This is a genomic window from Paenibacillus sp. PK3_47, from assembly GCF_023520895.1.
GTDB lineage: Bacteria > Bacillota > Bacilli > Paenibacillales > Paenibacillaceae > Paenibacillus_AQ.
Genome location: NZ_CP026029.1, coordinates 2,237,651 through 2,253,398 on the forward strand (window position 1 = coordinate 2,237,651; position 15,748 = coordinate 2,253,398).

At 45.6% G+C, this 15,748-nt stretch carries 17 protein-coding genes; 1 reads left to right on the forward strand and 16 read right to left on the reverse strand.

What is annotated here, in order from left to right; translation table 11 throughout:
• Positions 1-23 precede the first annotated feature (23 nt).
• The gene (locus C2I18_RS10095) at positions 24-1,595 is read left to right on the forward strand and encodes a DUF2920 family protein (RefSeq protein ID WP_249901055.1); all 1,572 of its coding nucleotides are present in this window, start codon (positions 24-26) and stop codon (positions 1,593-1,595) included.
• 92 nt (positions 1,596-1,687) lie between these two features.
• Here the strand turns inward: C2I18_RS10095 and C2I18_RS10100 are convergent, their stop codons facing one another.
• The 16 genes from C2I18_RS10100 to C2I18_RS10175 all read right to left on the reverse strand — a co-directional run bounded on the left by C2I18_RS10100 (position 1,688) and on the right by C2I18_RS10175 (position 15,696).
• The gene (locus C2I18_RS10100) at positions 1,688-2,452 is read right to left on the reverse strand and encodes an acylneuraminate cytidylyltransferase family protein (RefSeq protein WP_249901056.1); all 765 of its coding nucleotides are present in this window, start codon (positions 2,450-2,452) and stop codon (positions 1,688-1,690) included.
• Positions 2,452-3,402, reverse strand: a complete 951-nt coding sequence (locus tag C2I18_RS10105) for a Gfo/Idh/MocA family protein (RefSeq protein ID WP_249901057.1) — start codon at positions 3,400-3,402, stop codon at positions 2,452-2,454. The genes C2I18_RS10100 and C2I18_RS10105 overlap by 1 nt, the downstream gene beginning before the upstream one ends.
• Before the next feature lies 1 nt (position 3,403).
• Positions 3,404-4,381: a Gfo/Idh/MocA family protein gene (locus tag C2I18_RS10110; protein ID WP_249901058.1), complete on the reverse strand. Its 978-nt coding sequence runs from the start codon at positions 4,379-4,381 to the stop codon at positions 3,404-3,406.
• Positions 4,382-4,588: 207 nt separating this feature from the next.
• Positions 4,589-4,825, reverse strand: coding sequence for a carbon storage regulator CsrA (gene csrA, locus C2I18_RS10115; RefSeq protein WP_249902068.1), 237 nt, complete (start codon positions 4,823-4,825; stop codon positions 4,589-4,591).
• A 1-nt stretch (position 4,826) separates the two neighbouring features.
• Entirely contained in the window at positions 4,827-5,273 is a 447-nt protein-coding gene (gene fliW / locus C2I18_RS10120; RefSeq protein WP_249901059.1) for a flagellar assembly protein FliW, read from the reverse strand.
• Positions 5,274-5,399: 126 nt separating this feature from the next.
• Positions 5,400-5,966 (reverse strand): DUF6470 family protein, encoded by a 567-nt coding sequence (locus tag C2I18_RS10125; protein ID WP_249901060.1) that lies wholly within the window; start codon positions 5,964-5,966, stop codon positions 5,400-5,402.
• A 15-nt stretch (positions 5,967-5,981) separates the two neighbouring features.
• The gene (gene flgL, locus C2I18_RS10130) at positions 5,982-6,899 is read right to left on the reverse strand and encodes a flagellar hook-associated protein FlgL (protein WP_249901061.1); all 918 of its coding nucleotides are present in this window, start codon (positions 6,897-6,899) and stop codon (positions 5,982-5,984) included.
• A gap of 14 nt (positions 6,900-6,913) precedes the next feature.
• Positions 6,914-8,509 (reverse strand): flagellar hook-associated protein FlgK, encoded by a 1,596-nt coding sequence (gene flgK, locus C2I18_RS10135; RefSeq protein ID WP_249901062.1) that lies wholly within the window; start codon positions 8,507-8,509, stop codon positions 6,914-6,916.
• Positions 8,510-8,566: 57 nt separating this feature from the next.
• On the reverse strand, positions 8,567-9,067 hold the full coding sequence (locus tag C2I18_RS10140) for a flagellar protein FlgN (protein WP_249901063.1): 501 nt from the start codon (positions 9,065-9,067) through the stop codon (positions 8,567-8,569).
• A 12-nt stretch (positions 9,068-9,079) separates the two neighbouring features.
• On the reverse strand, positions 9,080-9,367 hold the full coding sequence (gene flgM, locus C2I18_RS10145) for a flagellar biosynthesis anti-sigma factor FlgM (protein WP_249901064.1): 288 nt from the start codon (positions 9,365-9,367) through the stop codon (positions 9,080-9,082).
• A 108-nt stretch (positions 9,368-9,475) separates the two neighbouring features.
• Positions 9,476-9,883, reverse strand: coding sequence for a TIGR03826 family flagellar region protein (locus C2I18_RS10150; protein WP_249901065.1), 408 nt, complete (start codon positions 9,881-9,883; stop codon positions 9,476-9,478).
• Positions 9,884-10,018: 135 nt separating this feature from the next.
• Complete coding sequence (locus tag C2I18_RS10155; protein ID WP_249901066.1) at positions 10,019-10,885, reverse strand: ComFC family protein; 867 nt, start codon at positions 10,883-10,885, stop codon at positions 10,019-10,021.
• 16 nt (positions 10,886-10,901) lie between these two features.
• A complete protein-coding gene (locus C2I18_RS10160; RefSeq protein ID WP_249901067.1) occupies positions 10,902-12,896 on the reverse strand; it encodes an ATP-dependent helicase ComFA in 1,995 nt (664 codons plus the stop codon).
• 279 nt (positions 12,897-13,175) lie between these two features.
• On the reverse strand, positions 13,176-13,622 hold the full coding sequence (locus C2I18_RS10165; RefSeq protein WP_249901068.1) for a hypothetical protein: 447 nt from the start codon (positions 13,620-13,622) through the stop codon (positions 13,176-13,178).
• Positions 13,623-13,811: 189 nt separating this feature from the next.
• Positions 13,812-14,534: a response regulator gene (locus tag C2I18_RS10170; protein ID WP_249901069.1), complete on the reverse strand. Its 723-nt coding sequence runs from the start codon at positions 14,532-14,534 to the stop codon at positions 13,812-13,814.
• 4 nt (positions 14,535-14,538) lie between these two features.
• Entirely contained in the window at positions 14,539-15,696 is a 1,158-nt protein-coding gene (locus C2I18_RS10175; protein WP_249902069.1) for a sensor histidine kinase, read from the reverse strand.
• Positions 15,697-15,748 lie beyond the last annotated feature (52 nt).

A 15,748-nucleotide genomic window follows, 5' to 3' on the forward strand; every position in this document is an offset into this window, starting at 1 on the left:
AATTAATTGGGAGGCGGAAACTATTGAAAGCACTTTGCTTTAAAATCAAACCGCATAAAGATATCGAATTAGGCTTTACCCGAGAAGAACTAGATTATTATGTAACCCTCCCCTCTGAAGGTATAACTGAATCCACTGGAGTTATTTTAACAATTCCGGGATTTGGGGGGCTTGCGAATACAACCTATCAATTAGAGAAGTTAAATCCTTACCTTGCCGAAAAATACAAGTGTGCAGTAGTATCCATTAATTATTTTGGTATATATAGAGGAAGTGATACCAAAACAGACAGCCTCTTCATACAAAACACAGAAAAAATATATGGAACTCCAAGTACCTACTGGAATGACATTTCATCTGAAAATGATTATTACAAAAAGGTTTGGCAGCTGTTAGAAAGCAAAGGGCTTTCTCATCTAGATCCTCGGTGTCAAGCTTTAAAAATCACACTTCGGAACGAATACCAATCCTTTGGTTTTTTACCCGCCTTAGATCATTTAACGGTATTAGGTGACCTGCTCAAAAATTATCCTCTTCTAGATAAAAAGAGGATAATCGCCTACGGTTCCTCATACGGTGGTTATATTGCAATGCTGTGTGGGAAGTTTGCACCCAATACTTTTTCAGTCATTATCGATAACTCGGGGTTTTCTCGTGCAGAATTGAAACATATTGCAGGCAGAGAAATCTTCGAACCCGACTTTGCTGTTAATCTGGAATTTAACAACAAATCTTATACTCTTCATTATGCATACAATAATCCATGGACAATCTTGGATGAGACTTCTCCTTACTATTTTGGAGATTCTCATAAACAGATCCGGAATCTATTAACCAGAGAGCATAGAGTATCTTCGGAAACACGTTATTATCTTTTCCACTGTGAAGAGGATCATACTGCCTCGGTAAATGATAAGGATAAAGTAGCTGCTCTATTGTCTAATTACAACTTCACCTACTACAAACGGGTCGGAGAAAATGACCTTGATGGCGTTCTTTTTAAAGAATACACTCATGCAATGAATGCCTCTTTACGCAAACTATTTGACTATGTTGCCGACCTGGATCTGAAATTCGGTTTGGCGAAGGAAAACCACGAGAATGAATTTTCAAATAATACAATAAATACTTTGAACTGCGGAAGTGCAAGTTACGTTTTTGAATTCAAGGAGAACTTCACTCTGAATGTTAGTCTCGATCAAAAAATAAAAACAAATTATAATTTAATTCATTCTTTTCAACTAATGCACAGTATTATGGATATCTTCGATTCGATAGAGGAAGGTTTCGATTTTATTGTTAATAAGATTGCTGAGCAAAATTATAACGAGGCAGCTATAGTTATGCAAGATATACTAAATGCCCACACAACTACAACTCTACAAATAGATACATTTTCCATGTATCTCAGCAATAACAACTTTCATGCACTAGAGACACAGTTAAAAACCAGCCTTATGGAGGCTGTTGTTTATTTTAATGATGACTCTTGGAGCTTATTAGAAAATCATTTGTCTGAACGAGTTATTCCCCACTTCCTCTTATGGAAGAATGAACTACACCATACTTTTATTCCCTATCTGAATCACAACTAATTGATCTTACTTCAAAGTAATATTTATAACAAAAGGCATGAGCCGAACATTTATTAATTGTTCGGCTCTCTTTAGCTTGTATAATCTTTTTATTAAATTTTCGTCACTTCACTAATGTTCCTTCTCACTATATCCATCTCTTCATAAGACCTAAACAAATATTCCGCAATGACCTCCATAAGTTCAAAATCATTCTCATTGTCTATATCTAATACAGCTGTATCCATCATTCTAATTACTTCACATCTGCCTTCAAATATCCCTTTACCGCTTCTGAGAAATGACGGGGAGTAGGCATATAGCGAGGCGTTCATATCAAAAATCTCAGGAGCTTCCTGCCGGGCGTTAAAGGACGACTCAATTACTCTTACATAACCCTCAGCAGATTGCTTAACCATATTGAAATACGGATTGCGTCTTGAATCAGTCACTGAAAAAACTACATCAGCATTACATTCAGTTTTCTTGTCTATCAGTGATTGCAAATCCGCAACGGTTCTTAATGGGGAGGTGATATCAAGATCCACTACCATATCGTAGTTTTGTTTGTTTCTCTCCTCCATGATCTCAAGGCTGTTCTGTATCACAGCTATTTTGGGCGTATAATCTTGTCCCAGAGCAGGATCTCTATCGATAAAATCAATTTGTAACTTTAGATTCTGATGAATTAGGTTCATTAAATCTTTACTGTCTGTATTTACAACGATATCGCAGTCTACACGGGAGTTTTGTTTCATGAATAAATCAATTACTGATGCTGTATAAAAAACCAACGGATAGCCTAAGAAGTCTTTAAGGTTTTTATTCTTAATTCCTTTGGATCCAGCCCTTCCGCAAATCGTAAATAAAATTCTCATTACAGGCTCCCCTCCTTTGCAATTTTCAAAGTCATGATGGCCGCCGCTATATCGTTTGGATTACTGAGCTTTCCTTCTATTACATCAAAAAACGAGGAGATTTCTTTGAGTTGGTAATCATTTCTGGACTCTGCAAAGGAAATCATTTCATTCCGCTTCAAATAAGTTATTCTGCTGTTAGCGATATCTGCAATAATAGTATCTTCATCCGTAAATAGCTGAAGCTCTCTAATTGTCTGAATCCCAAAGTAGTCCAAATGAACTTCTGCCATCATATTTCTGTACTTAGCAATGTATATTGACAAATCATCACTATCAATTTCGAGATGCGAAACCTTCCCTCTAAAGTTTTCTACTCTGTCAGGATGCCCGAACAGGTACACCAAATAATCCCATTCGTGTATAAGATCAATGGAGACACCGCCCCCTTCGTCCGCATGAGCGCTATACGTGTCCCTGTAATCTACTCCAGCTCTCCATTGGGGCAAATAGCTGGAACAAATTGCTCTAACGCTATAAACTTTACTTAAATTAATCTCATGCTTAACATATTGTATAACATCGGTGTACCTTAGAGGGCAAGCAATGTAGTAAATACCATTTTCATTAAGCATTAGCTCTTGAATTGCGACAGCAGGATCACTGAAAACCGGCTTTTCAATGAACATATGTTTTGTTTTGGGGATATAGCTTTTAACCGTATCAAAATGTAAAAATGTTGGATTTGTTATAAAGATAACATCATAATCATCTGGTACATTAAAATAATCTGTATACACATCATTAATGATTGATTTAATATCTTCGGTGATCTCATTATTAAAATCTCTTCTAATCAAATCTATAGAATAAGAAATATCCCTCGCATCAAGAACTTTTACAATATTAAATAAATGCCTTCTCCCAATAGATCCAAGTCCAATTATCGCAATCTTGTAATGAGCTCCCATATTAAGCCTCGATCTCATCAATTAAGTTTAAGATGGCCTTGTCCTTTGAGAAGCTATATAAAGGCTCTTCTCCCTTTTCAATAACTGCAAAAAAAGATGCTATCTCATCGAAGTACGCATTTTCAACCACAAATTTACTGTATTGTTCCAGTTGATCTACGGTTTCATATAATTGAATCTTTTTTTCTTCTTTGCGATCAAAGTCGTATACTTTAATTCCTTCGGCAGAACCATCCCACAGCAAAAAAAGCTCCTCGCCAAAAAGTTCGAAATTTCTTACCGCTTTTCTTGAAACCACATCTACTGCAAGCATCCCTTTATGCCCATCAATGTGTTCAATCATCACCATATAATTATCATTATAATCAATATCTAGCGAGCTGATTTTATTCTTCATGACATGCACCTTACTTATGGTTCCAAAGACATCTGTCAGCCACGGAAGCTCAATAGCAAAGATCTCCCTGCAGCCATTTGAACGTTTGGCTCCTACAAAGTAATCTTTATAGTTCTCCCACGGATGCCAGTCGGGTAAATATTGACCAATATGATAAGTATAATTTAAGAGGCACTCACTTTCTTGAACCAACTGTTTAATCCTCTTCACCTCTTGCCGATACAAAAACGTAGAAGACAAAAATAGAATTCTATTATTTTCTTTAGCAAGCATTGTGTTCTCATCGTACCCGTCGGTCACCAAGTTCAATTCAGTAAATACATGTAATCCTATTTCAAGACAACGGCTGATTATTTCACTATGGGACAGCGGAGAAGTACAGATAAAAGCACAATCAAGTGAGTTGTTCAGGAGCAGCTCATCTACATTTGCAAATGTCATAATACCATATTCTTTTTCACTAGCCCTCCTGCGTTCCTCGCTGGAGTCAATTCCAAATATTTGATACTGATTATTATATTTTTTGATTAATCTGATTCTTCTTTTCCCCATCGAACCTAGTCCAATGACTACAACATTCACAACAAAGCACCTCACAATTATATTAGCTCTAATTAGTAATCAGATAAGTCTATACCCGTTCTCATAATAAACTATCCTTTTGGATATAAACAGGTCTCGGGTAAGAATCAAGGTATAACCCCCATAACAAAAGCCATGCAGTGGTTATTACCACTGCCATGGCCCATTCCTGTGTTTGTTCACCTAAGCACTTGTTGTACCCAAGGTTTATTTTTGCGGCCCGCGCAGCCGGTCAATCAAAGCATTGAGATCAGATTGCACGGGTGCAGCCGATTCACGGTTAGTTTCCTGGATAGACAGATATACTTCTTTTCGAAAGATGTCAACATGCTTCGGCGCCGAAATGCCGATTTTGATTGTATCGCCTTCGACCGACAATACCGTCAGCTCAATTTGGTCCTGAATGATAATAGATTCACCTTTTTTACGGGACAACACGAGCATTTCATCCACCATCCTTTCCGTCAATTACCGGCTGCTCCTGAAACAAACTATGCTTCGTATGATATGGGGCATTATGCAATACCACCTGCTTACCTTTCAGTGTCTCCGGGTTCAAAACAATCGGTGCCAGCAAATTGATTGTGGACTCTTCCACTCGTTCTTTGAGAGTGATTATGCATCGTACTATTATCTGTTCAACAATCGCCAGTTCCTCAGCCTCAGCACTCGGAAGTTCAAATTCATAATCTCGATAGAAAGCAAACGGATCACCTAGAAGAAATGAGAGGTTTTTATTTTTGAGGGACTGTAACACCCAGAAGGCTGTATCCTCCATAGCAACCAAAGCGAAATCAGTATCTTCTTCAAAACCGGGAATTCCTTTGGGGAAATGATACAATTGTTCCTCTTGTACTTCAAGTTTTCCCCAAGACAGTGTCTCAATAATCAAATTTTTCACTCCTCAAACAGTTTTGCTGTGCAAAACCTGGTTATTTAATTTAGTGGACATCTTACTGATACTTAAACAGAAAGAAAAGCTATAGAGGTGCTTTCCGGCACATCTATAGCTTTATAGCTACAATTGAACATTCACCTCTGGCGGGATATACTGCACGGAAGCATACTGCTGCATATAGATATTTAACTTACCACGGGTGTACTCTGTCTCCGGTCTATGCCTTTCCACTTGAATATCAACCTGTGCTGCCCGGAAGCTGATCTCAGGAGCTTTAGTATCAAAATGAATATCTACATTGTCGTAAGACGCCGGACCTAAGGGCTCTGGGAAAGAATTCGGTTCAGTGTCTGTACCGTAGACCTCAGCAATCGTATTTCCTGGTTTAAAAAACTCAGCCATCCGGTTCCCCTGCTCAACTTTTCGAGCCAGACCTTGAAGGTATAGTTGCTGAATGCCTGAATAAATTCTTTTATTCATATCCAAAACACTTCCGCCATAATAAGCAGCGCGGGCCCGGGTCTGATCAATTGTAAGCTCTGGACGTGACGACTGAACGTTTAACTCTCCAGGCGTAGTTGTGATATTAACTTCAGCCTTTGGCTGAGTTATGGAGAATGTGCCAAGATCAGCATCAATACCAATCAGGGCAGGAGTCTGTCGAATTTGCAGAATAGGCTGCAACAACGAGCATCGCCTCCGTTATCTAATGAAATCTACTAAAGTTGTAGAGATAATCTTAGCCCCCACAGAAAGTGAAGCATTATAAATATTCTCCTGAATCTTGGACTTCATAATGAGTTCCTCGTAATCCGCATCCTCAGTTTTAGCCTGAAGATCTGTCAGGTTTATATTCAAATCGCTCAAACGATCCTGCATCAGTTCTACACGATTTGTCTTTGCTCCTATCTCAGAACGGGCTGATAGAATGGTCTCTACACGGGTGTCAATTTTATCGAGCTGCCCGGATACAGCTGTAATGTTCCCTGATTTCAATCCTTCAGAAATATTATTTATAATTGAGAACAGATTATCCGCTTCCCCATTATGACCGAATACATCATTACCAGTCATATTAATAGGCATTTGCACACCTTCACCAACAATATACTGAATCTGACCGGAATCTGTGGTAACAGCCTGTGTTGTATCATAGGTGCCATCAGCACCTTTGGCAAAATCATAAGGTTTGGTAGTATACTGCTCTCCATTAAAAATATATTTGCCATTGAGCTTACTATTGGAGATATCTACGAGTTGTTCCTTAAGCTGCATCACTTCTTCATTGATACTATCCAATGCTGACTGCGGGTTACTTCCTGTCGATGCCTTCACAGTAAGCTCCCGCAAGCGTTGAACCACATCCCCAGCCTGTCCCAGTACAGTATCATTATAATCCAGCCAAGACAGCGCACTGTCTACATTCTTGGTGTATTGTTCATTAGATGAGAGCTCCGCACGGTAACGCAGGGAATAAGTAATGCCGACAGGATCATCGGAAGGTTTGTTGATTTTGCGGCCGCTTGAGAGCTGCAGCTGCGTATCGTTCATAGTACGTGCGTTACGGTTCAGGTTAAGCAGCAGCTGTGAACTCATCATATTGGAGGTGACCCTCAACATTAGATACTCCTCCTTTATCTGCCGACAGTGCCGGTAGAATTAATTAGTTTATCAAGCATTTCATCATAGGTAGTCATAAAACGCGCAGCAGCACTATATGCATGCTGGAATACCAGCATGTTTGACATTTCTTCATCCAACGAAACCCCACTTACCGATTGACGCCTGGAATTCACCTGTTCTACCAGATAATCGGAGTTGCTTGCCTGGCGTGCAGCTTCTTGGGATTGGATACCAAGTTGGCCTACCATGGAGCTAAGATAGGAACCTACAGTACCGGTTTTGGTACCATCGGATGTAGTGAAAGTACTGTTATCCTTCATATTGCTGAATAAAAGTGCCAATGTGTTATTCCCTTTAATTACGGATACATTCCCGTCACTATCTGTAGTAGCCCGAAGTGAAGTCGCAAACAAAGTAGGATCAGCAGCGATTTCCGGATTCAGGCGGAGATTGGCCGCAGTGATTGGTTCTCCGGAAACAGAAGGTGTAAAAAAGGCGCGTCCCGTACTGCCATCCATGGCGTAGCCTAACTGGTGCAGTCCATTCAATCCTTTTACAGTAGTCTTCAAATCACCCGTAAGCGGCACGGGAACTGCTGCACCTGCCAATAAGGTAGTCTTGATTCCGTCTGGATTAATAATTTCAGAATCCTTAAGCACTGTAGTGCCTGCAGGAAGCGTTGACCCCGCCGGTATTGTAACCTGCACCTCGCCATTAGCGATGGTGTTGGCCATATCATCCAACTGCTTCTTGTAATCTGCAACATAGGTTCTACTGGAAAAAATCATTCCGTAGGCTTCACCAGCTCTCAGATCTCCGGAGGCAAACGCATTATTAAGAAATGCACTATCTACAGTTGCCGCTACTGTCTGCCCTTGAACAAGCGGCTGTCCGCCGAGCGAAATATTGTATCCGGCATCCGTATCTACAACAGTGATATTGGCGACCTTGGAAAGCTTGTCTGTCAGTAAGTCCCGCTGATCCCGTAAGTCATTGGCCTGGTCACCCATACCTTCAATTTTGGCAATAGACTGATTCAGATCGGCGATAGAGCTCAAATAGCTCTGGATCTCTTTCCCTTTAACATCAATATTAGTGTTAAGATCACGGTCCAAATTACTCAGCTGGGTACTCATGTAATTCATAGCATCTGTAAGAGCTTGCGCAGTCTGCACTACAATTTTGCGGGCTGTTGGATCTTCGGGGTTCTTACTGAGATCCGACCACGACTTCCAGAAGTTATCAAGAACGGTTCGAATCCCTGTATCTGAAGGTTCATTAACAATAGCTTCCAGTTTATCGAGTGTGTCCGACTGGATCAACCAGTTCCCGCTCGCAGCATTCTCCCCGCGGTATTGATCATCCAGAAACATCTCCCGGATCCGTTCGATCGAGCTGAATTCTACACCGGTTCCCATTTGCCCGGGCAAGGTAGAATTATTAAGGCCATAGGCTTCAATTGGAATCGCTGCCTTCATATTAACACGCTGGCGGGTATACCCTTCGGTATTGGCATTAGCGATGTTATGTCCTGTTGTGTTAAGCGCAGCAGTCTGAGTGAACAGGCTTCGTCTTGCCGTCTCTATTGAATGAAATGTAGATGTCATGCTCTCGGTTCCTCCCTATGATTGCTCCGGCAAAACGTTCTGCAACAAATAGTAGTACTATCCGCGTGCGTCAAAAAGGCCCGGTCTAGCACTGCTGCTGCCCTTATCGGACGGATGGTGGTAGGTAAACTCCTGGTTCGGTCTGCCGACAAGCAGATCCAGGGAATAATCTATAAAGGTAAGCGACTGCTCAATCAGCTTCTGGTTCAGCTCATTGGCTTGTTTCAAGCGCTCCAGTGTGCCGGAAAGCCTCTGCTGAATTTGCAGCAGCCGCGATTTTTCCTCAGGGTCAAATACAAGCCGGGACAGCTCGGTCAGATTCAGGTTCAGATTGGAGCGTATGCCGACACCCTGTAAAAATGCATACGCCGCCTCTGTACGCTGCTCTTCGAGCTGTCCGATCAGCTTCATCAGCTTGGACTCACGGTTCATGATATCAATCAGACCATCAACCTTGTTGTCCATTATCGTCTGCTTCTTGACAGCGGCCAGATCCAGCATTTGATGATGCACTTCGTCCAGCCGCTCAAGCAGTTCTAACAATCTAATCAATGACATGGGTGTGTTCACCTAATTCTCGGAGGTTTGCTTGAAATAAGGGGCGAGTTTGTCAGCGAGTTTGGCTGCATCAATCTGGTAGGTACCTGCGGATACTTGCTGTTTCAGGCTCTCAATCTTAGCGGAACGGTCGGTATCAACCTTGCTGCTGTTCTGAGCCTGCAGGAGCTTGATCGCCTCGTCCGAAATTGAAACCTCATCCTTGCGTGTAGTCTTCTTCATTTGGTCCTGCCTTTGAGCTTCCGCACTGCGTTGATACGGATTAACTCCGTGAATTCGTCCGGTCTCGTTAATTTTCATAACTTCCACCTTCCTTTCGGTATAAAAAAACCGATAAATCTTTACTAAGTTTATCGGTCTTTATTGAATCATACTTTATAGCTGCAAGCGTTTTTTTGCAAATGAATTTTAGTTTCGGAACTTGTCAACAGCGCGATACGCTGAATCTGTACGCTTAACAGAGCTCTCTTCCCCACTTTTTTCCTTAGCCGCATTTGCAAGTTCTTTGGTCAAACGGGTCCGGCAGCTGTCGCACATATGCCCCTCTCGGATTAACGTTCCGCATATCTCACAGGGCACCATCATATTAGGCGCATTAGCTATGGAAATCCGGCCTTCACGGATAAAACGGGTAATTTCCTTGATGGATATATCCGTGGCATCCGACAGCTCTTGGATATTGGTTCCTCTGTTCTTCCGCAAATATTCTACACATGTCTCATAATGATGCTCCAATTCTTTCACACACGGTTGGCAAAGCTCTCTGATGTTCTTAACATATAACCGGCCGCACCTTGGACAATTATCTACGTTCATTTCAGCAGCGGCTCCCTTCCATACATTTTGTGCAGCATAGTAATTTCTTATGCTTAGATTACATGATCGAAGAAACTTAGTCTATTAATAGTATCGGCTGTAGAAGAATTTTATTTAATATAAAATACGCCTGCCCTATGAACGGGCCCACGTCAGACTGTAGATCTCCGACTCCCGGCCATAGCTTTCGCTTATCTGCTTTACAGTTTCAGCACAAGCACGGATGGTACTTCCTGTAGTGTAGATGTCATCAACTATTATGATCTGCAGCGGGCGGTTTTCCGGAACCCTTGCGTTGATCAAACCGCTAATTCTCTCTTTTAAATTCATATCCGGATTGGCCGCAAAAGCATGCTTCATATCATTCAGCCGCTCCGCCCTGCTCTTAAAGCTCTGTTTGCCGGTATGATGAGTGCGGATCAGCAGCGGAAGCTGTGGAATTCCTCTTCGGCGTGACAGTACATCAGCGAGCCGCTCTGCCTGATTGAACCCTCTCTCATTCAGTCTGGATTCACTGACCGGAACGGGGACCAGCAGATCAGCCTGCCATTGTCTTGTTGATCGGTTGCCGGTAAAAAAGCGGGGAAAGGGTTTATGTATAGAGTCCGGGCTCAGGCTGCGCAATTCACTTTCCTTCTCCTCCTTCAGATTGCCATACGCCCTGTCCAGCATCAGGCCAAGTAATAGAGCGAGGCGCTCATTCCCGCGGTATTTATATTGCCCCAGCATCTCCCGCATCTCACTTGTATAAGCAACTGCACTGCGGTTGCAGACAATCGGCCCTTCTTCTTTGCTGCGGGTGCAGTCGGGACAGCCTACATGGCGTCCGCATTTGCTGCAGCGCGGTTTACGAATCCAGGGAATTGTGGCTGCACAACCTGCACAAATTTCAGGCAGCTCCGGGGATGATGGTGCTTTTTTGCTGCAAATCAGGCATTGCGGATATACCGGAACCAGTAATGCTTGGGCATGTCCTGACCATGCTTTTATATGCTTTAACATTCTCTGCCCGCCTTCTCTATTTCTTTATATACCCTTGTTTACGGGCAATTGCATTCATTGTACGAATCTGGGACAGCGCGCCGCGCTGGGATTTGGTCCACTGCGGTGAAAAGAACATAACCAGTCCGGCCGGATCTTCTGCAGAACGGCCTGCCCGGCCCGCCATCTGGACGAGAGAAGCCTCATCGAACAAGCTGCTGTCTGCATCCAGAATAAACACATCACTTCGCGGAACGGTGACGCCCCGCTCCAGGATCGTGGTGGTAATCAGCATAGAAATACTGCGGGCACGAAAAGCCTCCACCTTGCCGGTCCGTGCGGGGTCCTGGGAAGAAGTCCCCTCAATGGCTGCTTCGGGAAAGCTGCTTCGCAGGAGAGACAGGAGACCCGCTATATGAGCAATACGAGATACAAACAGGAAGATTTGAGCCCCACGGATAAGGGAACGCTGAAGAGCCTGGAGAAGTGCTCTAGGAAGGCTTCTGCGCTTCAGGCAGGCATTTACCGGTATCATGGTTATATGGCGGGGTACAGGCAAAGGATGGCCATGATAACGCACTGGTACTCTGGCATGGGGCAGTCTGCCGCTGCCGGCCTTACGCTGCAGCTCCCGGGGAGGCGTGGCGGACAGATAAATAAAAGATCCGTCCTGTTTGCAGGCATGCTCTGCAGCAAAAGCAAGCCTGGGATCATTATGGTAGGGAAACGCATCTACCTCGTCCAGTATGACCAGGTCAAAGCTCTGGTAGAACCGCAGCAGCTGATGGGTCGTGGCGATGATGAGCCGTCCCCGGGCCCAGCGGTCCGTGCTGCCGCCGTACAGCACGACAGGACTCTCGCCCGGGAACGCCCGGGCCAGCCGGGGCGCCAGCTCCAGCACGACGTCGCGCCGTGGCGTGGCCACCAGCGCCCGGCCTCCGGCTGCGAGCACTGCCTCCAGGAGCGGGAACGTGATCTCCGTTTTCCCCGCTCCTGTGACCGCCCAGAGCAGAAACCGCTCTGGGCCTGCCTCTGCGGAGCGCTCACGCCGCTCCGCCAGAAACCCCAGCGCAGCCCCGGCCGCTCCCGCCTGGGCTGCGCTTAGCCCCCACCGGCGTGCCGCCGCGGTGGGGACCGCTCCGGCCGTGCAGCGCACGGCCGGCAGTGGCGCGCTGCGCAGCAGCAGCGCGCAGGACCGGCTGCGCCCGAGCGCGAGGCAGGCCTCGCAGTAGGCGCAGCCGGCCAGGCCGCACGCGGCGCAGGCCGTGCGGCCCGTGGGTGCGCTGCCGCAGCGCAGGCAGCGCGTACTTGCGCGGCGGGCGGCAGCGCCGCGCCAGGGCAGACGCAGCTGCGGCAGGCGGAGCGCCGCAGACCGCCAACCAAGCCCACCCATCGCCCGCCCGTCTGCACCCCACATCGTCCAACTTCTCCTATTCCCGCCACAGCTCCGCCCCGCCTCCCCGCTAATCCCGGCCTCCAGAATCAGCCTCCCCTGCAAATGTGCAAGCTGAACAGCCTCTCGCCATTGCCCGGCCAGCCAGGGCAGTCGTTCAGCCACGAGCGCTTCGGCTTCAGGCTGCAGCAGAGAGCAGCCTTCGAGCTCTGCTGCAATCTGTTCTGTCGCCATTCCCAGAGCGGGTTGATCCACAATAACGCCCTCGTCCCTGCCATATAGGTCATCCCTGCTACTCATAACAGCAATCTCTCCAAAAGGCCATCCCTTAGGCCGAACTCCTCCAGCCTCTATTTCTTCTTTAATCTCTTCCTTCAGAATATCTGCAGCATAGCTTCTCCAATTCTCTCCCTCCCACTCTGACATCGCCTTGTGTGATCTGAAGCTGCCGCGCAGCTTCACAGCCCACCCAAGAGGTACAGCAGGCGATAACAGCACCAGACGTTCAACAGCTTCCGTATTCCAGCCATCCTCGCTTCCCCCTGCTCCCATCCACCATAAATAATCCACCTGAATATTGAGTGAAATACATACTCCCCAGCTCCCGCCGCAATTTACTGCATACACTGCTACCTTCATAATTCCCCTCCTATATTGGACAAATTGAACATAAGTGCTATCTTCAAATGTGTTCTCTATGAAAAGCTTTAAAACCTGATAACGCTCCTCCAGGACCCTCCGTCACGTCATTTCTTTACTCATTTTTTAATTCCGGCTTATATAACAGCTGACTTTAGAGCATCCGCATTCAAGGAAGGATTCCCACTTTTCATCCCTCTCCCAAAAAATCCGCACAAAAAAAACACACTCCCCCATTCATGGAGAGTGTGCTTCACCCGGTTCCTGCATATTTAATTATTAATCGCTGTGTTTCGATCCGTATCCCCCGCTTCCTGGCATCCGCAAAAAGGAGAGCGGAATAAGCTGATCCGGCAAGCGCAAATCGACTACAACATTGTGCTGTGAACCGCTGTCCGTCCGCACATCATGTCCCTGTATCACCGGGGCAAACTCAATATTTCCACCGCTATTTAAAGCGAGCCTTGAAGCTACCGCCAGTGTTCCATCCATCGAGCCGTCATCCATTACCGTCACCCGGAATAACTGTCCGGTCAGAAAGGCATGAAGCCCTATTCCCCGGATATACCACTCGACAACAGCTTCATGATTACGGGTAATCAGCAAATAATGAATCCGCTTTCCGCTCCAATTCTTATGCCTGGTTCTCTTGCGGTGCTGCAGGATATGAACAAGGGCTACAGCAGATCCGTAAACAGCCGCAATCCATAATAACTGGGCTACCATGGAGATGCACCTCCTCTGTATACCGACACTATATGCCGGTGAGAAAAGGTCGGTGACTGCCCACATCCCCATGAAGCGTGCCCGCTGCTTTATCAGCATCTAAATTCATTATACGCTATTTACAAGCCATACTTTTGACTGCAGCCGCCGGCTGCAATCGACATATGTAATCTTCCTTAAACGAGCTGCTTATAGAGTTACCCATCCGTATTTGATCGAATTGATTACAGCCTGGGTGCGGTCGTCGACTTCCATCTTTTGCAGAATGCTGCTCACATGGTTTTTGACGGTTTTCTCGCTGATAAAAAGATATTCGCCGATCATCTTGTTGCTCTTGCCTTCGGCCATCAGCCGCAGCACCTCTGCCTCGCGTCGGGTCAGCGGATTGTTGTCGCCAGCGACAAATTTGACTCCAGCCTCCTTAGCCGGTGTTTCGGCCATAGCTCCCGTCTCATTAAGATAAGTCATACGGCGCAGCTGGTTAATCAGTTTGCCTGTTACCTTAGGATGAATAAAAGCATGTCCTTCACATACGGAACGGATAGCATTGATCAGTGACTCAGCCTCCATGTCCTTAAGCAGATAACCGTTGGCTCCCTTGCGCAACGTCTCAAAGACATAGCTCTCATCATCATGAATCGATAAAATAATCACCTTAACATCAGGGAACATCTCGCGTACCTTCTGGGTAGCTTCTACACCATTTTCGATAGGCATGTTGATATCCATGAGCACGATGTCCGGCTTATTAATGTTGCAGAATTCCAGCACCTGAATGCCGTCACCGCACTCGCCGATGACCTCAATGTCATCCTCCATATTTAAAATGCGTTTTAGTCCTTCACGAAACAGCTGATGATCATCCGCTAAAAGAACCTTAATGGGTGATTTGCCTGCGTTCTGGTTCTCCATCACATTACTCCTTCCCCTTCTCCACATTCGTCGGAATGTGAATTACGATTGTTGTGCCCTGATTCTCTGCGGACTCTATTTCCATTCTTCCTTCGAGCAGCTCCACGCGTTCCCGCATGCCTACAAGCCCGAAGCTTTCACGGTTGCCCTGCTCGCTTACCTTCTTGACATTAAAGCCCAAGCCATTATCCTTAACGACGATCTTGATCAGCTGTGCCTGATAGGTGATTTCCACCAGCACATAACTCGGAAAAGCATGCTTGGCCGCATTGGACAGACCTTCCTGTACCAGACGGTACACTGCCGCCTCCATGGCTGAGGTTAACCTGTGCTCCTTGCCTCTTGTTTCAAAGACGGTCCGGATCTTGGTCTTTTCCTCAAAGTCATGCACATATTTCCGGAGTGTCGGAATGAGCCCCAAATCGTCGAGCGCCATCGGACGCAGATTAAAAATAACCTTACGCATCTCTTCCAGGCTGTACCGCACTTGCCCTTTTAAGTCTATTACTTCGTCCTGCACCAGTCCATATTCCTGCTTCACCAGCATTCTTTCTACAATTTCCGTCCTAAGGACTAAATTAGCCAGCATTTGGGCAGGACCATCATGAATTTCCCGGGCAATTCTTTTGCGTTCTTCTTCCTGGGCCAGGATTATTTTCAGGCCGATCATCTGTCTGTTTTTCGCATTTTCGACAATTCTCGTCACTTGTCCCAGTTCTCCGGACAGATATTCCAGGACCACGCTCATTTGCGAACCGATGGATTCAGCGCGTTCCACTGAATTCTCCACACTGCGTACACGCAGCTGCAGCTCATCCCGTCTGCTCCGCAGATAGATCTCGCGTTCTCTGGTCATCATCAGCTCCAGTTGAAGCTCCGTTGCCTTTTCATAAGCAATCCGGATGTCTTTTTCGGTATAGCGGACAAAATCCCGGCTGACCTCAGTCAGCCGGATCCGGGAGCGGTGGTACTGCATCTCCAGTTTGTCGACCTTTTGCAGTGTTTCATCCGTTTCTTCCATAACCTTCTGCAGTTCTTTGGTGAGTGCAACAAGCTCATCCCGTGCAACCTGCAATATTTCAAAAATCTGATACTTGCTGCTCTCCATCACGTCGATGGTATTCTTGATGACGCGATCTATCGCATCGGCCTGAAATTCCACGGATGCTTGCCCCATTTCTATCGAATCGTATTAAAGGCTTTCCTTTATATTA